The organism is Aminobacter sp. HY435, from assembly GCF_027568395.1.
GTDB lineage: Bacteria > Pseudomonadota > Alphaproteobacteria > Rhizobiales > Rhizobiaceae > Aminobacter.
This window is the reverse complement of record NZ_JANKZL010000009.1, coordinates 24389-42667: the sequence shown is the minus strand read 5'-3', so window position 1 is coordinate 42667 and position 18279 is coordinate 24389. Positions and strand designations below refer to the sequence as shown.

Sequence of the window (18279 nt, the reverse complement as noted above, 5' to 3'; positions counted from 1 at the left end):
GTCCGCGCGGCATAGCAACTCAGCCGCCCGCTGTCACCTTCCCGCGCGCGATCGGCGGAAATCCCCATTGGGCTGTCGGGACCTGCCCTGCGAATTCGTCCTTGGGGCGAGGATTTCCATGAACCGAATGCCGCGCTGAAGCGACCAACGCTCAGGCAGACACCTTTTGGCTCGAAAACAATGAAAACCGCTTCCGCCCTCCTACAAGCTTTCGCCCTCGCCGCCCTGTTCACAATGCATGTGGCGGCGCCAGCGGAACTACGGATGCCGGGCGTGCGCAAGGCGCTGCAGACGATCAATGGCGAAACCCTGCAGCCACGCCTTCCGGAAGGCCTGGAGCTCGCTGCTGCATAGCGTTTGCTTCGAATTTCGGTGTTGCCCACATCCAGCGAAGGAGCGGAGGCCGCGCGGCCTTACCCTCCCCTCGATGGGGAGGGTCGGCGCGTAGCGCCGGGGTGGGGTGTCTTCCAGTCAGGAAGCGTCGTCAGCCAGATCTCTGCGACGCTCGTCAACGACCGCAAAGATGGTGTCCAAAACTGCTTCCAATTCCTGTTTCACTTCATGATTCCAAAAGCGAAGGACCCGATATCCTTGGCTCTCGAGCCATAGGGTCCGCGTTTGATCATGCCGTCTCTGATCATCAAAACCATGATGAGCGCCGTCGACCTCAATGATTAACTTCAGCCGATGCGAGACGAAGTCGGGAAAATAGATGCCTAGTGAAGCTTGCTTGCGGAAATGCGTTCCTTCAACGGCAATTCGCCAAATATGCTTCCACAAGATCCGCTCTTCGTCGGTCATTGCCGAGCGAAGGCGGCGCGCTGACTCCAGTCGGAAACGATCGAGTTTGGGCACCGAGCCCTCCTCCTCATCACCCCCACCCGCCGCTTCGCGGCGACCTCCCCCATCAAGGGGGAGGTAAAGCCTTCAGACCGCCAAGCCGCCCGCTTCCGTCAACAGGAAGGCCTCGCCGCAGGCCTTGGACAGGTTGCGGACGCGCAGGATGTAGCTCTGCCGCTCGGTGACAGAGATCACGCCGCGCGCGTCGAGGAGGTTGAAGACGTGACTCGCCTTGATGCACTGGTCATAGGCGGGGAAAACCACCTTGTGCTGGGCCACGTTGCCGCCCGCCACGGGCGCGCCGGCAGCGAGAAGCGCGTTGCACTCGGCTTCGGCGTCCTCGAAATGCCTGAGCAGCATGGCGGTGTTGGCGTGCTCGAAATTGTGGCGTGAATATTCCTGCTCGGCCTGCAGGAAGACCTCGCCATAGGTGACCTTGTCGTCGCCTTCGAGGCCGTTGAAGTTGAGGTCATACACGTTGTCGACGCCCTGGACATACATCGCCAGGCGCTCCAGTCCGTAGGTCAGCTCGCCGGCGACGGGCGCGCATTCGATGCCGCAGACCTGCTGGAAATAGGTGAACTGCGACACTTCCATGCCGTCGCACCAGCATTCCCAGCCAAGGCCCCAGGCGCCGAGCGTCGGGCTTTCCCAGTCGTCCTCGACGAAGCGGATGTCATGCACCAGCGGATCGAGGCCGATCGCCTTCAGCGAGCCGAGATACAGTTCCTGCAGGTTCGACGGATTGGGCTTCAGGATGACCTGGTACTGATAGTAGTGCTGCAGGCGGTTCGGGTTTTCGCCGTAGCGGCCGTCCTTGGGGCGGCGCGACGGCTGCACGTAGGCCGCATTCCAGCGCTTGGGCCCGAGCGCGCGCAGCGTGGTCGCCGGATGGAACGTGCCGGCGCCGACTTCCATGTCGTAGGGCTGCAGGATGACGCAACCATGTGCGGCCCAGTAGTTGTGCAACGTCAGGATCAGGCCCTGAAACGAGCGGCTGGGGTGCATGTGGGCGGGCATTTGGTCGGTCACGGGCGAAGCTCGATCATTGGCGCGCCCCGCAAGGAAACGGGGCCAGAGAGGCCCCGTCCTATTCCGAGCGCATGTAAGGGTCAAGCAGCGGCGCAAAGACAGCCGTTGCGGCCGGTTCAGTTGCCGGGCAGGCGCAGCTCCTGGCCGGGCGCAAGGCGTCCCGGATCGCCGCGCAACTGCGGGTTGATGTCGAGGATCTCGCGATAACGATCACCGTCGCCGAGCACCTCGTTGGCGATAGACCACAAGGACTGGCCGCGCTGCACCTTGTAGGCGGCCGGAATGGCCTGGGCGACCGGCTCAACGGCAGGCGTCTCGGCCTCGCTCTTCTTCTGGCTGTCGGGCGCAGGCGTTGCGGGCACGACAGGCGCCTTCACCGGCGCCTCAAGTGCCGTCGGCTTTTCCGGCAGCGGCGGCAGGCCGCTCGCGAGCTTCTTTTCGACGTCGGCCAGAACGTTCGGTTCCGGCTTCATGTCGCGCGCATGGCTCCACTGGAACGTCGCTTCGAGCTTCCGCCCGGCGCGCCAGTAGGCATCGCCCAGATGGTCGTTCAGGACGGGGTCGTCGGGCTTCAGCGACACCGCGCGCTCAAGCTCGCGCACCGCATCGTCAAAGCGCCCAAGGCGATAATACGCCCAGCCAAGCGAATCGATGATGTAGCCATCGCTCGGACGCAGGTCGGCGGCCTGCTTGATCATCCCGAGGCCCTCCTCGAGATTGGTGTTCATGTCGACCCACGAATAGCCGAGATAGTTGAGCACCTGCGGCTGGTTGGGGAACAGCTTCAGCGCCTCGCGGAAATTCGGCTCGGCCTTGGGCCATTCCTTCAGCCGCTCATAGGCAATGCCGCGCTGGTAGTAGACGTTCCAGTTGGCGTTGGTCGGCGTCTTAAGCACCGCGACAGCCTTGTCGTAGATGTCGGCCGCAGCGCGATAATTCTCGGTCGCGGCGTAAACGCCGCCGAGCGCCAGATAGCCGCGCATGTCATCGGGATTGTCGGCGACCAATCCCTTGAGGTGGGCAATCGCTTCGTCGTGACGCTTGAGGTCGGCAAGATTGAGCGCCAGTTGCAGCTCCGACAGCCGCTTGAGCGGCGACGTCGCCGGTACGCGGCGGTACAGCGCAATCGCTTCCTCGCCATCCTGCTGCTGCTCGGCGATCGCCGCCAGTTGAACCAGAAGCTCGTCGTTATCGGGCTCCAGCGCCAGCGCGTATTGCAGATACAGCCGGACAAACGGCTCGCCGCCGCCGCGATTGAGCGCGGTCGACAGGTTGAGCAGGATTTCGGCGGCGCCAGCACTTGCGTCGCCGACCAGCGGCACGACCTTCTCGCCCTTGATGACCTTCTCGCGCAGCACCGCAATCGGCAGCTTGCCGGGCGCGAACTCTTCGGCCTTGTCGAGAACGGCAATTGCCTCGGCCTTCTTGCCGCTACGCGCCAGGAAACCGGCATAGGCCTCGGCAGCGCGCATCCAGGTCTCGGGCGCGGCACTGCCAGCGCTCAGATTTTCAATCGTGGCGCGGAATATCTTGCCGGCCTTTTCGCCCTGGCCGCCAGCTTCGGCGATCAGTGCGCTGTGATAGGATTTGAACAGGTCATACCACTCGGGACCCTCGAGCTTTTCCAGTACCTGCTGGCCTTCGGCAGTCTTGCCTTCGCCCTGCATGGCCCAGCCGGTCATGATGCCGGTGATTAAACGGTCGAGATCCGACTCGAGCGCCAGCTTCAGCCATTTCTGGGCCCCGTCGTAATCCTTCTTGCGAAAACCATCGACGGCGAGCGCCAGGCGCGAAAAGCGCTCGACGTCCGGCACCGTCTTCAGCATCTCCGCGTAGGGCAGCGATTCGTCGAAGCGGCCTTCGGAGATCAGCGCCAGCATCAGGCTCTGCTGGAGAGAGGTATCTTCGGGATCGAATGCAAGCGCCTGCTTGTAGTAAGCGATAGCGCCATCCAGGTCGTCATCGGCTTCAGCAATGCGCGCGGCGAGATAAGCGCCTGAAAACGAACTGATTTCGACCGGTTCGTTGACCTGTTTGGCATAGCCGGGCTGCGTCAGGGCGGTGAAGCCTGTCAGGGCCGCCAGGCCAAGTAGCCAGATTGCGCGTCGCTGCCGCATGAAAGTCCTTCCTAGTCAGGCATTGCAGTCATCAGCCGTCCCGCGAGACGGGTCAACGGTCGCAAACCGTTTGTCAGCGGCAAGCATGGCCTTTTTGGGGTCGCGCTTCAATCCGGTCCGGCGTCACAATCCGGCATGACACCGCCTTGGCGCCGCCTCGCGACCTCAGACGACCCGACTGATGCAGAAATCGATGACGTCGATCAGCGCCGACTTCTGCGGCGTGTTCTCCAGCGGCGCCAAGGCGTCGCGGGCGATTTCGCCGAAATGGCTGGCCCGGCCAATGGTATCGGCGATCGCGCCGTGGCGCGTCATCAATCCGATCGCCTTTTCCAGCGCCGCCTCGTCGGTGGCTCCGTCTTCGATGGCGCTCTTCCAGAAGGCGCGCTCGGCGGCACTGCCACGGCGGTAGCTCAGGATGACCGGCAGCGTGACCTTGCCCTCACGGAAGTCGTCGCCGACGTTCTTGCCGAGGTCCTTGCTCGAACCACCATAGTCGAGCGCGTCGTCGATCAGCTGGAAGGCGAGGCCGAGGTTCATGCCGTAGGAGCGGAGCGCGGCCTTGTCGTTCTTCGAAGCGCCGGCGATGACGGGGCCGACTTCGGCGGCAGCCGAAAACAGCGCCGCGGTCTTGGCCTTGATGACTGCGAAATGTTCGTCTTCGGTCGTTTCGAGGTTCTTGGCGGCGGCGAGTTGCATTACCTCGCCCTCGGCGATGATCGATGCCGCCGAAGACAGGATGTCGAGCGCTTCGAGCGAACCGACCTCGACCATCATGCGGAAGGCCTGGCCGAGCAGGAAATCGCCGACGAGCACGCTCGCCTGGTTGCCCCAGATGGTGCGGGCGGTCTTCTTGCCGCGGCGCAGGTCGCTTTCGTCGACGACGTCGTCATGCAGCAGCGTCGCCGTGTGCATGAATTCGACCGATGTCGCCAGCTTGACGTGATTTTCGCCGGCATAGCCGAACATCTGGGCGGCCGCCAAGGTCAGCATCGGCCGCAGGCGCTTGCCTCCGGACGAAATGAGGTGGTTCGCCACCTCGGGGATCATCTCGACGTCGGACCCGGCCTTGGACAGAATCAGTTCGTTGACCCTGGCCATGTCGGCCGAAGTCAGGTCGATCAGATCCTTGATCGACGCCGCGTCCCGCTTCCCCTTCTCGATGTTGAGAACCACACCCAAGGCCAACACTCCAGTTACACAGGCGCCCAGTCAAACAGGCGCGATATCGCGCGCGCAGCTTTTAGGCGATTCTAGGGCGGTATGCACCACACCGGCAAGTGGCGAATTGGCGCGGTGCAACACACGTCGTTTACTTCGCCGCACCAAACTGCGAATTTCGCCTGATGATCGAACTCATTCGCACCAACGACGCCGTCATCATATCTTTCGTCGAATCGCTGCTGCGCGATGCCGGCATCGGCTGCTTCATCGCCGACCAGAACATGAGCGTGCTCGACGGATCGCTCGGCATCCTGCCGCGCCGGATCATGATCGACGAGGACGACGCAGCGGAAGCGCGGCAACTGCTGACAGATGCCGGCATCGAACACGAAATCCGGCAAAAGTGACAGCCGAACCGCTGCCGCGCGAGATGCAGCATTTGCCGCCTCACAGCGTGGACGCCTTCCATCGCGGTGATTTCTGGCTGGTTCAGCCGAAAAAGGGCGGCCATCGCGCCGGCATGGATGCCCTGATGCTGGCAGCGGCGGTGCCGGGGTCGTTTGCCGGACGTCTCGCCGATTTCGGCGCAGGCGCAGGCTGCGCCGGACTTGCGGTCGCATCGCGCTGCAAGGACGCGCGCGTCCAGCTCGTGGAACTGACGCAGGAGATGGCGGCGTTCGCCTGGGCATCCATAGCTCTGCCGGAGAACGCCCACCTCGCCGGGCGGGTCTCGGCGCTGGTCGCCGATGTATCGCTCTCGGGGAAAGCCAGAATATCGGCGGGGCTGACCGATGGGTCGGCCGATTTCGTCATCATGAACCCGCCGTTCAACCCGCCGCATCACCGGCCGACGCCGGACGCGCTGAAGCGACAGGCGCATGTGATGGACCACGACCTGTTCGAAAACTGGGTCAGAAGCGCGGCGGCAGTGGTCCGGCCGCGCGGCGGCATCGCCGTCATCGCCCGCCCGGAACAGCTGGTGGCGATACTGCAGGCCATGGAAGGCCGCTTCGGCCATGCCGAGGTGATGGCGGTGCATCCCCGTGCCGACGCCGCGGCGATCCGCGTGGTGGTGCGCGCCAAGCGGCCCTCGCGCGCAGCGATGCGCATCTGCCCGCCGCTGGTGCTGCACGACGACGGCGACAGGCCGACGCAACGCGCAGACGACATAAGCAACGGCCGCCGTTCGCTTTTCGGCGACTGAACATCCCCCCAGGGTTGCGATTGGCGGAACAGAACATACATCCCAGGTAACCGAGACCGGAGACGCCAAGACGTGAAGAAACTGTTCCGCCGCCTGCTGCCGAAGTCGATGCGTTCCGGCGACGTGACAATTCCCGTCATCAGGCTGCAGGGCGCCATCATGTCGGGCGGCAGCCAGTTTCGCCCCGCCCTGTCGCTGGCGACCACCGCAGGGCTGCTGGAGAAGGCGTTTTCGATCGCCAACGCGCCGGCAGTCGCCATCTCGATCAACTCGCCCGGCGGCTCTCCGGTTCAGTCGCGGCTCATCTTCAAGCGCATTCGCGACCTTGCCGCGGAAAAGAACAAGAAGGTGCTGGTCTTCGTCGAGGACGTCGCTGCCTCTGGCGGCTACATGATCGCCATCGCCGGCGACGAGATCATCGCCGATCCGTCCTCTATCGTTGGATCGATCGGCGTGGTGTCGTCCTCCTTCGGCTTCACCGAACTGATCAAGAAGATCGGCGTCGAGCGGCGCGTCTACACCGCCGGCGAAAACAAGGCGACGCTCGACCCGTTCAAGCCGGAGAAGCAGGAAGACATCGAGCGGCTCAAGAAGCTGCAACTCGAAGTGCACGAGACCTTCATCGACATGGTCAAGCAGCGCCGCGGCGGCAAGCTGGCCAACGATCCGGACCTGTTCACCGGGCTGTTCTGGTCCGGCAAGCGTGGCCTGGAACTCGGGCTGGTCGACCAGCTCGGCGACATGCGCACCGTGCTCAAGGATCGCTACGGCGCCAAGGCCGAGCTCCGGCTCATCACGCCGCCGCGCGGACTGTTCGGACGCCGGATAGGGCTGTTCAGCTCGTCGGGCACGGGGTTCGGCCCCGAGATCGCCTCGGCCGCAGCCTCAGGCCTTATCGATGCGGCGGAAGAACGCGCGCTGTGGGGCCGGTTCGGTCTTTGATTTGAGCGGTCGGCGGATTATCATTCCCTCGACCCTGACTTGCCGGAAGCAAGGACGCGCCGGTACGGGAGGAAAATGGCAATGCCTCAGCTGATCTTCTTCGCGCTCATCGTGGTGGTGGCCTATTTCGGCTATCGCTCCTTCATCAAGGAGGCCGAGCGCGTTACCGCCAAGGTACGCCGCAATGAAAAGCAGCGGCAGACCGGAGCCAACGGCACGCTGGTCAAGGATCCCGAGACCGGCGAATACCGTCTCGAAAAGGACTGACGGTCAGCCCGTGACAGTGAGCGCCGTTTCGTATGCCGAACTAGCCCCGGCAAAGATCAATCTCGCCCTGCACGTGACCGGTCGTCGCGCGGACGGCTACCACCTGCTTGAAAGCCTCGTCGTATTCGCAGAGCTGGGCGATCGCATTACGGTCTCGCCGGCGGGCGAGGACCGCTTCTTGGTCGATGGTCCTTTCGCCGACAATGTGCCGCTCGATGGCGGCAACCTGGTCCTGCGCGCCCGCGACGCGCTGCGGACAGCATTTGGCGCCGCCAGCGCACCCCCCGTGTCGATCGCGCTGGAGAAGAACCTTCCGGTTGCCTCGGGCATCGGCGGCGGATCGAGCGATGCGGCGGCGACAATGCGGGCGCTGGCCCGCTTCTGGCGGCTGCCCGTGGCTGCTGCCGAACTCGCGCGCCTTGGGCTGCCGCTCGGCGCCGATCTGCCGATGTGCCTTGCGGCGCGGCCGCTGATCGCCCGCGGCATCGGTGAACGGCTCGAACCGGTCGGCCAGATGCCCGTTCTGAACATGGTTCTGGTCAACCCCGGCATCGCGGTCGAGACGCCAAAGGTCTTCGGCGCCCTCGCCTCGCGCGACAACCCGCCTCTGGCAAGGTTGTGCGATGGCCTCGCCGTGCGCAGCTGGCTGTCCGGCACACGCAACGACCTCGAGGCGCCTGCGATGTCTATCGAGCCTTCGATCGCGGACGTGCTCGATGAATTGCGCCGTTCGGGCGCAACCTTCGCCCGCATGTCCGGCTCCGGCGCGACCTGCTTCGGCATCTATGACGACGCGGCTACCGCCAGCCGCGCTGCCGCTCACCTCGCCGGCGACCATCCGGGATGGTTCACCGCCGCGACCACCACCCGGAGCTGACAATGGCAACCGACCGATCCTTCGTTCCCGTCCGCATCGCTGTGCTCACCGTCTCGGACACGCGCACGCACGCCGACGACAAGTCCGGACAGACGCTTGCCGACCGCATCGCCGAGGCGGGTCATGTGCTGAAGGCGCGCGATATCGTGACCGACGACAAGGACGAGATTCGCAACCGCGTCGAAAGCTGGTCGCGGGATGCCGAGATCGACGTTATCATCACCACCGGCGGCACCGGCTTCACCGGCCGCGACGTGACCCCGGAGGCGCTGGAGCCGATCTTCGAAAAGCGCATGGACGGCTTCTCGGAGGTCTTCCACCGCATCTCCTACGACAAGATCGGCACCTCGACGATCCAGTCGCGCGCCACTGGCGGGGTGGTCAACGCCACCTTCGTCTTCGTGCTGCCGGGGTCGCCAGGTGCGTGCCGCGACGCCTGGGACGGCATCCTCAAGGCCCAGCTCGACTACCGCCACATGCCGTGCAATTTCGTGGAAATCATGCCGCGACTGAACGAGCATCTCAGGCGCGGCGGCGCCAAGCAGGCCTAAGCTATTTCCGCTCCGGCGCGACGACGATTTCCGCTTCCAGGGTCTTCATGGCCAGCCCGCGCGCGATGCCCTCGGCGTCGGCGCCATTGCGGGCCTGAACAGAAGCCTGCTTCCTGGTGATGATCAGACCCTGCTCAAGCGCCCTTGGCCGTGACGTGACGCGCGCCCACAGCGACCTGCCGGACACCTTGGCGCGAGAAAAGCGCGCCGCCATCGTCAGTCGCGCGGTGTGGCGCATCACGTCGTCGGTCCAGCCCTCGCCCAGCCTTGCGCCCGGTTCGAGCAGCAGAAGCCAATCGCCCTTGGCCCGGGCAATGCCGGCCTTGACGCCGCCGCTGGCGATGTAGGTGCACCCCGCATGCTCGGCGACGTAATGGGTCTGGTCGCTTGAGCCGCGATCGCAAACGATCACCTCGCGCACCACGCCCTCGACGGCGCCGCTCACCAGCGAGGCCAGGCTACGCGCCAGCCCTTCCTCATCGTTCATCGTTTCGATCAGAACGCTCAGCATGTCTAGCCGATTAGCCGAAACCCGACGAAAGCGCCAGCGGCCGTGCACCAGCGACAAAGTTCTTGCTTTGTTCTCATTCTCGAAATAGGAATAGTTTCATGTCGGACGAATCGGCGGCCGGCCACTTTCCTTCGGGAGACAGCGTCATGGAATCCATTGCACAGGCCGACATTGCCGCCTTCAAGGGCGGCGGAGCTGGAATGGCCAATGCCATTGTCGAGGAAAGCGGCCTGCGCATCAACCATGAGCGTCGGCGCGGCCGTGGCGCCGGCGTCAACCCGTCGGGCCGCTACGAACCGACGACGCGGCACGTCTTCGACGACGGCTGGAGCACCATCGAGGAACTGCCGCCGTTCAAGACCGAGGTGCAGGTCGAGAAGCCGCGCACCATCATCACGCGCAACGACTCGCCCGACATCTCGTTCGACCGCTCGATCAATCCCTATCGCGGCTGCGAGCATGGCTGCGTCTATTGCTTCGCCCGGCCGACGCACAGCTACATGGGACTGTCGGCCGGCCTGGATTTCGAGTCCAGGCTGTTCGCCAAGCCCGACGCCGCCAAGCTGCTCGACCGCGAGTTGTCCAAGGACGGCTATCAGCCACGCACCATCGCAATCGGCACCAACACCGACCCGTATCAGCCGATCGAAAAGAACTGGCGCATCATGCGCGAGGTGCTTGAGGTGATGGAAGCGCGCAACCACCCGGTGGGCATCGTAACCAAGTCGGCGCTGGTGGTCAGGGACATCGATATCCTCTCGCGCATGGCCGAGAAGGGCCTGGCCAAGGTGGCGCTGTCGGTGACAACTCTCGACCGGATCCTTGCCCGCACCATGGAGCCGCGGGCGGCGACGCCGACCAGGCGGCTTGAGGCGATAAGGCAGCTTTCCGACGCCGGCATCCCGGTCTCGGTGATGGTCGCGCCAATCGTACCGGGCCTCACCGACCAGGAGATCGAACGCATCCTCGATTCGGGCGCTGCTGCCGGCGCAACCAGTGCCGGTTACGTGCTGCTGCGGCTTCCTCTCGAAGTGAGCCCGATCTTCAAGGACTGGCTGCTGCGCCACTATCCCGACAGCTATCGTCACGTGCTGTCCCTGATCCGCTCGATGCGCGACGGCAAGGACTACGACGCCGAATGGGGCAAGCGGATGCGCGGCAAGGGGCCTTATGCCTGGCAGATCGGCCGCCGCTTCGAAATCGCCGCCAAACGGCTCGGCCTCAACGCCGAACGGACGCCGCTCCGGACCGACCTGTTCAACCCGGCACCCAAGGACCAGCAGCAGCTGATGCTGCTCTGAGGCGGCCGAACAAAGGTTCGCCTATCACCAATCCCGTCCGGCCTCCCCCGTGGCCTGTTGACGGTGCCTTCCGGACCGCGCCCCACTAGGTCGGAAGGTCTTGCGGAGAATCGGAGCCGGTGCGAGCATCGCCGCTATGGCTCGCCCACGTTCCGATTCTCCGCCCCTCTTCGAATTTCTGGACAAACCGGATTTCTCCTTCGAGACGAAGGCGATTTCTGGTGGCCTGTGGCCATGCGCGGGTCTCGACGAGGCCGGGCGCGGCCCGCTGGCGGGACCGGTGGTGGCAGCAGCAGTGGTTCTCGATCCCGACAACATTCCGGCTGGCCTCGACGATTCAAAGCGCCTTTCCGCGCTGCAGCGCGACGCCCTGTTCGACGACATCCTGCGTAAGGCACTGGGCGTGGCCGTCGCCTCGGTGTCGGCCGACAGCATCGACCGCAGCGACATCCGCAAGGCCTCGCTCGAGGCGATGCGACGGGCGCTCGCCGGGCTGCCCGTCGAGGCCAAGTCGGCCCTCGCCGACGGCCGGGACGTCCCTCCGGGTCTGGCCTGCACCTGCAAGGCGCTGGTCAAGGGCGACCAACGCTCCCAGTCGATCGCCGCGGCCTCAATCGTCGCCAAGGTGACCCGCGACAGGATGATGTCGGTCTGCGGCGCCAACGACAATCGCTACGGCTTCGAAGTGCACATGGGCTATGCCACGGTGCGTCACCGCGCCGCCATCGTCGAACACGGCGCCGCCATCCGCATCCACCGCGTCTCCTTCGCACCATTCAGGGACTGAACCCGCAGACCGGGGTTGTTACTACGTGCGCTCGAGGCTCGCCCAGCGACGGTGTCACACACATTTCAGTGACAACCGGGGGCTCGCGCCACAGATGGCTGACGTGGCTCGCCCCAAAACAAAAAAGCCGCCGGAAATTCCAGCGGCTTCTTCTAACTCGTTGACCAGCTCGGATCAGTTGAGCTTGGCCTTCACTTCCTGAACCGAGCTCTTGAAGAGATCGGCACTGGTCTTGGCGTCGACCTTGCTGCCCAGAATATGACGGGCAGCTTCAACGGCGAGCTCGACTGCGCTGGAGCGAACTTCATGGATCGCTTCCTGCTCGGCCTGGCCGATCTTCTGTTCGGCGAGCGCCGTGCGGCGCGCGACATATTCCTCGGTCTTGGCGTGCGCCTCTGCAGCGAGCAGGCCAGCTTCGCGCTTGGCAACCTCGATGATCTCGGCAGCTTCCTTTTCCGCTTCCTTGCGCTTGCGCTGGAATTCGGCCAGCAGCTGCTGCGCCTCTTCGCGCAGTTTGCGAGCGTCCTCGAGTTCAGCCCGGATGCGATCCGCACGGCCGTCGAGAGACTTCGCCACCATGCCCGGCACCTTCAGGTACAGGACGAGCGCAACGAACAGAAGGAGCGCGACTGTAGCCCAGAATGTAGCGTCCATCGCTTGTCTCCTACTTGCCTGCAGCCTTGACGGCAGCGGCGATGTCGGCCTTTTCGACCTTGCCGGCGCCAAGTGCCTGGACAATCGCGTGCGCGGTGTCCTCGGCGATGTTGCCGACTTCCTTCATGGCATTCGCCTTGATCGTGGCGATGCGCGCCTCGGCTGCCGCGAGCTTCTGCTCGAGACCGGCCTCGATTTCCTTGCGCTTGCCTTCGGCCTCAGCCTTGGCGCCGTCGCGCGCGTCCTGGCCGATGGCGTTGGCCTTGCCCTTGGCCTGGGCGAGTTCCTGCTCGTAAGCGGCAACAGCCGCATCCGCTTCGGACTTCATCCGAGCGGCCTGATCAAGGTCGCCGGCGATGCGATCGCGACGAACTTCGAGCGTACCGCCGACACGCGGCAGAACGACATTCTTCAGGAAGAGGTAGAACAGGCCGAAAGTGATGGCGAGCCAAAGGACCTGCGACGGATAGGTCGTAGAATCGAATGGCGGAAACACGCCGCCGCCGCCCGCTGCTTCCGTGTGCGCTTGCGCACCGGCATCAGTGGTGTGAGCATCTCCCGCCGCAGGCGCTACTTCCTCGGCGTAACCCGGTGTCACAAACATCTCATTCCCCTGTCCAACCCGACCGGCCGCCTGTGGCGACCGGCACAATCGTCAGCCTGCTCTTATGCGAAGAGCAGCAGCAGGGCGATGAGCAGCGAGAAGATGCCCAGAGCTTCGGTCACGGCGAAGCCGAACACCAGGCGGCCGAACTGGCCGTCAGCAGCCGACGGGTTGCGCAGAGCGCCCGAGAGGTAGCTGCCGAAGATGTTGCCGAGGCCGAGAGCCGTACCGGCCATGCCGAAACAAGCCAGACCGGCGCCGAGATACTTTGCTGCTTCTGCTTCCATTTTCAAACTCCTTGGTGGAACGGTTGATTTCGTTATGCGACGGGTAGACCCGCCGTATCTGATCAGTGCCCGGGATGGACAGCGTCGTTGAGGTACATGCAGGTCAGGACTGCGAAGACATATGCCTGCAGGAAGGCGACCAGCACTTCGAGACCGGTGATCGCAACCGTCATGAACAGCGGCAGGATCGAACCGGCGACACCCACGGCGCCCATGGCGCTCAGCGAGGTGACGAAACCGGCAAAGACCTTCAGCGTAATGTGGCCGGCCAGCATGTTGGCGAACAGACGAACCGAGAGGCTGACCGGACGCGACAGGAACGAGATCACTTCGATGATCACGACCAGCGGCACCAGCAGGCCCGGAATACCGCTTGGCACGAACAGCTTGAGGAAGCCGAATCCGTGCTTGGCGAAGCCGTAGACGATGACGGTGCCGATAACCAGCAGCGCCAACGCGAAGGTGACGATGATCTGGCTGGTGACGGTGAAGAAGTAAGGGAACAGGCCGAGCAGGTTGGCGACGAGCACGAACATGAACAGCGAGAAGACGAACGGGAAGAAGCGCATGCCCTGCGAGCCTGCGGCATCTCTCAACATCGACGCCACGAATTCGTAAGCCATTTCCGAGACCGACTGCATGCGGCTCGGAACGAGACCGCGACTGGAGGTCGTCAGGAACAGGAAGGCGCTGGCGGTCACGACGGTGGCGACCATGAAGGCGGCCGAATTGGTGAAGGAGAAATCGAGGCCGCCGATCTCGATCGGGATCAATTTCGAGATCTGAAACTGATGAATTGGATCGTTGGCCACGCTGGCCCCCCTTCGCCTAGATTGCGCCTTGCAGCGCTACTTACTTCTTGTCCGGACCATCCGGGCGCCCTTCGGGCGGCCTGATGCCAGCATCTGCGACAACCCCTGCGGAGCGCAGGACATTCAGCACACCGGCGCCAAAGCCGAGCAGCAGGAACACGATGAGCCCCCAGGGCGACGTGCCTGCAAACCGATCGACGAACCAGCCCAGACCGACACCAACTGCGATACCGGCGATGAATTCGCTCGACATCTTGAGTGCCTGACCATAGCCGGCCTTGCCATTCGACTCAGCGCCTTCGACAGCCTCGTCACGTTGCGGGCGCCTCGCGGCCAATGTGGCTTCGAGATCGCGCCGGCGGCGCTCGAGATCGTCGTCGCGAAGGTCGTTTTCGGCTCGGTTTTCAGGCCGGGTGTTTCCAGTTTCGCCCGGCCTTGATGGCTTGGCCATTGCAAACTCCCGTCCGGTCCGACCGTCTCCGTCCGTCCGCTTCAAAGTCGCCGGCAACATAGTTAGAGGGCACCTGCCCGTCAAGCCACGCAGACACCCATCTAACGAAGTATTTTATTCTGGAAAATCAACAGCTTGGCGAAGTGCGACATCCTGCCCGCGGCTTCCGTCGGCAATCGCTGGCCGAATCCGCCGACAATCCGCCCGATGAGCGACTCCGGCGGTCTTTGTTACAGGGCGATCAGCTCCAGCCGCCGCCATAGGTCCGGTAGAAGATGTGGAGGCCGATCTTGGTCATCTTCTTCATGCCACGCGCCCAGCCCGGATTGACGTAGTTGGCGTAATAGTGCGTCGACGACCCCACTTCCGGGATGAAGATCTTGCCAGCCGTCACCGCCATGGCGATGTCCTTGGCGGTCTTGTAGTGCGAAGGGCTAGTCACGCGGTCCTTGATACCGTCGCAGGCGAAGGAGAACTGGCAACGGTTGAACCAGCCATCGTTCTGGTAGACGACGCCGCAGATGCTGCCCGGATAGGCAGGGTTGCGGACGCGGTTGAGGATAACCTGGGCAACCGCCGCCTGCCCGCGCAGCGACTCGCCGCGGGCCTCGAAATAGATGCCGTTGGCAAGGCAGGTCTGCTCCGCCTTGGAAAAGACGCTCGCCGGCAGCGGATTCTGCAGCCAGCCATGATCGCCCTTGCCCATCGGCGGGATGAAGCGGCCGCCAGTCTCGTCCTCGTTGCGCAACAGCGCCTCGAAGGGCGAGGCCTTGGCGTAGTCGGGCGCAGCCGGGGCATAGGCGGTGGCTAGGATGTCGGCCTTCTCATTGGTCACCAGGGAGGCAAGCATCGCCGGCACGCCGGCCGCGGTCGGATGCTTGGCTTCCTTGACGTGGAAGGCCGCCGCGATCTCGATCTCCTTGCCCTTGATGTCGGGCTTGGCGAAGGTCAGCTTGAGGCCGCTGTCGAGTGCGGGGCGCAAAAGCGAACTGGTGCGTTCGAACACCGAACCGGCGGTAAAGTTTCTCGGCGGGGCAACCGGCGAAACGTTGACGATGCGGCCCCTCTTGTCGACACGAACGATGCGGTCCTCGTCCGGCACACTCGACGAGGCATTGCCCTTGCCACGGAAGGTGACGGTGCCGACACCGGCGATCTTGACCCCCGAACCGGACATCGGCCCGGTGACGATGGCGTCGACAAACGGCATCTCGGCGGCGTGGACCGAACCGGCGGCAGCCTTTTCGACATAGGAGTGCCAGCGCGTGCTCGGCGCTCCAAGGCCGGAGACCAGGCTGGTCATGTCCTGATAGGCGGTCGCGCTGGGAAAGCCGAGCCAGATGCCCAGCCCGACGATGGCGGGTGCCAGAAACGAACGTCTTCCCTCGCGGGCAGCAGCAAACCGCCGCTTCACAACTCGTCGATGCACGGAAACTCTCCAGGATGCAACTCACCGCTACTGGAGAGAAAAATGATGCATTAACCTTGATGTAGGGTTAACGGCTACAAGGTGTCCAAAATGCAAAAGGCCCGCAAATGCGGGCCCTTCGGATCATTTCTTCTTTTTGGCGCGGCCCGCGAACGGGTTGTCGGAGGCACGCAACGCCATGCGGATCGGCACACCGGGCATGTCGAAGGCCTCGCGCAGATTGTTGACGAGATAGCGCACGTAGGATTGCGGCATCGCATCAGGACGCGAGCAGGACAGCACGAAGCCGGGCGGCCGCGTTTTTGCCTGGGTGATGTACTTGATCTTGAGCCGGCGGCCGGCGACGGCGGGCGGCGGATGATGGGCCAGGATGCCCTCCAGCCAGCGGTTGAGCTTGCCGGTCGACACGCGGCTGTTCCAGACGCGATGGGTGCGGATGACCGCGTCCATCAGCTTTTCCAGCCCGCGACCGGTTTCAGCCGACATCGGCACGGCCTGCAGGCCCCGCGCCTGCGGCAAAAGCCGCTCGGTCTTCTCGCGCAGTTCGGCGAGCGCTTCCTGCGGGTTGTCGATCAGGTCCCACTTGTTGAAGGCGATGACCGGCGCCCGGCCCTCGCGGATGATGAGATCTGCGATCTGCAGGTCCTGCTTTTCGAACGGGATCGTCGCATCGAGCACGATGATGACGATCTCGGCGAAGCGGATGGCGCGCAGGCCGTCCTGCACCGACAGCTTCTCGAGCTTTTCCTGCACCTTGGCCTTGCGGCGCATGCCGGCCGTGTCGAACAGCTTGATGCTGCGTCCGTGCCAGTCCCAATCGACCGAAATCGAATCGCGGGTGATGCCGGCCTCGGGGCCGGTCAGCAGCCGCTCTTCGCCGATCAGCGCATTGATCAGCGTCGATTTGCCGGCGTTCGGGCGGCCGACGACAGCAATGCGCAGGGGTTTGGTTTCGTCATAGGCATGGGCGTCTTCGGCGTCGGGATCAGCAATGTCTTCGCCAATCAGCACGTCGCTTTCGGCGATGTCATCGGCCTCGTCCTCGTCATCGGCGAAGACGCGTTCCTTGCCGAGTGCCTCGACCACGGCGTCGCGCAGGTCGGGCATGCCCAGGCCATGTTCAGCCGAGATCTGCACCGGCTCGCCGATGCCGAGTTCCCACGCTTCGAGCGCTCCGCCCTGGGCGCCGCGCGCCTCGGACTTGTTGGCGACCAACACGACGGGCTTGCCCGAGCGGCGGACGATCTCAACGAAGGTGCGGTCGTCAGGGGTAAGGCCAGCCTTGGCGTCGACCATGAAGAAGATCAGATCGGCTTCCCGGATGGCGATTTCGGTCTGCTGGCGCATGCGGCCTTGCAGCGTGGCAGCCGCCGCGTCCTCGAACCCGGCGGTGTCGATGACGTCGAAAGCGAGATCGTACAGCTTGGCGGCATGGACGCGCCGGTCACGCGTCACGCCGGGCGTGTCGTCGACAAGCGCGATCTTCTTTCCGACCAGACGGTTGAAAAGCGTGGATTTGCCGACGTTAGGCCGGCCGATGATTGCTATCTTGAATGCCATCTGGCCCGCGTTACGAAGCGTTGCCCGAACCGCGGATCAGTTCAGCCATGACATTGGCGCGCTGTCGCGCGTTGCGCGGAGCACCATCGTCGGTGGAGATCTGCTCGAACAGCTTCAGAGCGTCGGTGGATTTGCCGTCTTTCCAGGCAGCGAGGCCGAGCGCCTCACGAGCCGAGTGGCGCAGCGGATTGGTGTCGTTGGTCAGCGCCTCGACGCGGCCCGACACGTCGGCATAGGTGCCGTGGTCGACCAATAGCAGGGCGGCGCGCAAACGGGCGATGTCGCGAATTGCCGACGGAATGGAGGTGTCGGCGGCAACTTCGTCGAAGCCGGCGACTGCGGCCTTGAAGTCGCCCTTGTCGGCCTGGACCGTCGCTGCGCGCATGCGGGCGAGCAGCGGATAGGCGCCGTAACCATCCTTTTCGAGCGCTTCGAACGCAGCAAGCGCTTCGTCCGCCTTGCCGGAATTGGCCAGAGACAGGGCATGCGAGAATTCATCGCCGGACCGGTTGGCGCGGGTCTCGACCCAATATTCCCAGGCGACGAACAGCCCGGTGCCGATGACGACGAGCACAGCGACAACGATGGCCGCAGGGCCAAACCGGTCCCACAGGGCCTTCGCCTTTTCCTGGCGAATTTCCTCGTTCACCTCACGAAAGAAACTGTCGTCCGACATGCTATCCAACCGCCTTTGCCCTCTGGGGGCCTATTGTGAGCCTGCGTTTTAGCGGAATTTCGTCGTCATGGAAGGGGGCGGGGTGGAAATTCGGCTGGGGAAACCCGCCTTGCCATGCCCGCAGTCGCCCGACATTCCCCGGCGAACGCAACCATGCCACATTTGCGGCCTACCGGGCCACAGTTGCGCAAGCACTTCATATTGCAGTCACAT

Annotated in this window: 22 protein-coding genes; 9 read left to right on the top strand and 13 right to left on the bottom strand. The window is 64.0% G+C overall.

What is annotated here, in order from left to right; genetic code table 11:
• Nucleotides 1–180 precede the first annotated feature (180 nt).
• The gene (locus tag PCJ21_RS14345; protein WP_269932099.1) at nt 181–354 is read left to right on the top strand and encodes a hypothetical protein; all 174 of its coding nucleotides are present in this window, start codon (nt 181–183) and stop codon (nt 352–354) included.
• A 117-nt stretch (nt 355–471) separates the two neighbouring features.
• Here the strand turns inward: PCJ21_RS14345 and PCJ21_RS14340 are convergent, their stop codons facing one another.
• The 4 genes from PCJ21_RS14340 to PCJ21_RS14325 all read right to left on the bottom strand — a co-directional run bounded on the left by PCJ21_RS14340 (nt 472) and on the right by PCJ21_RS14325 (nt 5171).
• Nucleotides 472–855 (bottom strand): endonuclease domain-containing protein, encoded by a 384-nt coding sequence (locus PCJ21_RS14340; RefSeq protein WP_269932098.1) that lies wholly within the window; start codon nt 853–855, stop codon nt 472–474.
• A 72-nt stretch (nt 856–927) separates the two neighbouring features.
• Nucleotides 928–1872 carry a glycine--tRNA ligase subunit alpha gene (locus PCJ21_RS14335; protein ID WP_269932097.1) on the bottom strand — a complete coding sequence of 315 codons (945 nt, stop codon included), beginning with the start codon at nt 1870–1872 and terminating at the stop codon, nt 928–930.
• A 116-nt stretch (nt 1873–1988) separates the two neighbouring features.
• Entirely contained in the window at nt 1989–3989 is a 2001-nt protein-coding gene (locus tag PCJ21_RS14330) for a tetratricopeptide repeat protein (protein ID WP_269932096.1), read from the bottom strand.
• 165 nt (nt 3990–4154) lie between these two features.
• Entirely contained in the window at nt 4155–5171 is a 1017-nt protein-coding gene (locus tag PCJ21_RS14325) for a polyprenyl synthetase family protein (protein ID WP_269932095.1), read from the bottom strand.
• Nucleotides 5172–5335: 164 nt separating this feature from the next.
• Here PCJ21_RS14325 and PCJ21_RS14320 point away from each other — a divergent pair, with 164 nt between their 5' ends.
• From PCJ21_RS14320 to moaB, 6 genes are all read left to right on the top strand, one after another.
• The gene (locus PCJ21_RS14320) at nt 5336–5560 is read left to right on the top strand and encodes a putative signal transducing protein (RefSeq protein ID WP_269932094.1); all 225 of its coding nucleotides are present in this window, start codon (nt 5336–5338) and stop codon (nt 5558–5560) included.
• A 23-nt stretch (nt 5561–5583) separates the two neighbouring features.
• Complete coding sequence (locus PCJ21_RS14315; RefSeq protein ID WP_269932297.1) at nt 5584–6357, top strand: tRNA1(Val) (adenine(37)-N6)-methyltransferase; 774 nt, start codon at nt 5584–5586, stop codon at nt 6355–6357.
• 72 nt (nt 6358–6429) lie between these two features.
• Nucleotides 6430–7299, top strand: a complete 870-nt coding sequence (locus PCJ21_RS14310; RefSeq protein ID WP_269932093.1) for a S49 family peptidase — start codon at nt 6430–6432, stop codon at nt 7297–7299.
• 81 nt (nt 7300–7380) lie between these two features.
• Nucleotides 7381–7566, top strand: coding sequence for a hypothetical protein (locus PCJ21_RS14305; protein WP_269932092.1), 186 nt, complete (start codon nt 7381–7383; stop codon nt 7564–7566).
• A 10-nt stretch (nt 7567–7576) separates the two neighbouring features.
• Nucleotides 7577–8443 carry a 4-(cytidine 5'-diphospho)-2-C-methyl-D-erythritol kinase gene (locus PCJ21_RS14300; protein ID WP_269932091.1) on the top strand — a complete coding sequence of 289 codons (867 nt, stop codon included), beginning with the start codon at nt 7577–7579 and terminating at the stop codon, nt 8441–8443.
• 2 nt (nt 8444–8445) lie between these two features.
• The gene (gene moaB / locus PCJ21_RS14295; RefSeq protein WP_269932090.1) at nt 8446–8994 is read left to right on the top strand and encodes a molybdenum cofactor biosynthesis protein B; all 549 of its coding nucleotides are present in this window, start codon (nt 8446–8448) and stop codon (nt 8992–8994) included.
• Between the two features lies 1 nt (nt 8995).
• On the opposite strand, the gene PCJ21_RS14290 is transcribed toward moaB, so the two are convergent.
• A complete protein-coding gene (locus PCJ21_RS14290; protein WP_269932089.1) occupies nt 8996–9505 on the bottom strand; it encodes a glycosyltransferase in 510 nt (169 codons plus the stop codon).
• Between the two features lie 146 nt (nt 9506–9651).
• Here PCJ21_RS14290 and PCJ21_RS14285 point away from each other — a divergent pair, with 146 nt between their 5' ends.
• On the top strand, nt 9652–10806 hold the full coding sequence (locus PCJ21_RS14285; RefSeq protein ID WP_269932088.1) for a PA0069 family radical SAM protein: 1155 nt from the start codon (nt 9652–9654) through the stop codon (nt 10804–10806).
• 136 nt (nt 10807–10942) lie between these two features.
• On the top strand, nt 10943–11593 hold the full coding sequence (locus tag PCJ21_RS14280) for a ribonuclease HII (protein WP_269932087.1): 651 nt from the start codon (nt 10943–10945) through the stop codon (nt 11591–11593).
• Nucleotides 11594–11767: 174 nt separating this feature from the next.
• On the opposite strand, the gene PCJ21_RS14275 is transcribed toward PCJ21_RS14280, so the two are convergent.
• From PCJ21_RS14275 to PCJ21_RS14240, 8 genes are all read right to left on the bottom strand, one after another.
• The gene (locus tag PCJ21_RS14275; RefSeq protein WP_269932086.1) at nt 11768–12247 is read right to left on the bottom strand and encodes a F0F1 ATP synthase subunit B; all 480 of its coding nucleotides are present in this window, start codon (nt 12245–12247) and stop codon (nt 11768–11770) included.
• A gap of 10 nt (nt 12248–12257) precedes the next feature.
• Nucleotides 12258–12851: a F0F1 ATP synthase subunit B gene (locus PCJ21_RS14270; RefSeq protein WP_269932085.1), complete on the bottom strand. Its 594-nt coding sequence runs from the start codon at nt 12849–12851 to the stop codon at nt 12258–12260.
• Nucleotides 12852–12913: 62 nt separating this feature from the next.
• Nucleotides 12914–13138: a F0F1 ATP synthase subunit C gene (locus PCJ21_RS14265; protein WP_269932084.1), complete on the bottom strand. Its 225-nt coding sequence runs from the start codon at nt 13136–13138 to the stop codon at nt 12914–12916.
• 62 nt (nt 13139–13200) lie between these two features.
• Nucleotides 13201–13950, bottom strand: coding sequence for a F0F1 ATP synthase subunit A (locus PCJ21_RS14260; protein ID WP_269932083.1), 750 nt, complete (start codon nt 13948–13950; stop codon nt 13201–13203).
• A gap of 40 nt (nt 13951–13990) precedes the next feature.
• Nucleotides 13991–14401 (bottom strand): AtpZ/AtpI family protein, encoded by a 411-nt coding sequence (locus PCJ21_RS14255; RefSeq protein ID WP_269932082.1) that lies wholly within the window; start codon nt 14399–14401, stop codon nt 13991–13993.
• 241 nt (nt 14402–14642) lie between these two features.
• Complete coding sequence (locus tag PCJ21_RS14250; RefSeq protein ID WP_269932081.1) at nt 14643–15830, bottom strand: cell wall hydrolase; 1188 nt, start codon at nt 15828–15830, stop codon at nt 14643–14645.
• 123 nt (nt 15831–15953) lie between these two features.
• On the bottom strand, nt 15954–17390 hold the full coding sequence (der, locus tag PCJ21_RS14245; RefSeq protein WP_269932080.1) for a ribosome biogenesis GTPase Der: 1437 nt from the start codon (nt 17388–17390) through the stop codon (nt 15954–15956).
• A gap of 10 nt (nt 17391–17400) precedes the next feature.
• Nucleotides 17401–18066, bottom strand: a complete 666-nt coding sequence (locus PCJ21_RS14240) for a tetratricopeptide repeat protein (protein ID WP_269932079.1) — start codon at nt 18064–18066, stop codon at nt 17401–17403.
• Nucleotides 18067–18279 lie beyond the last annotated feature (213 nt).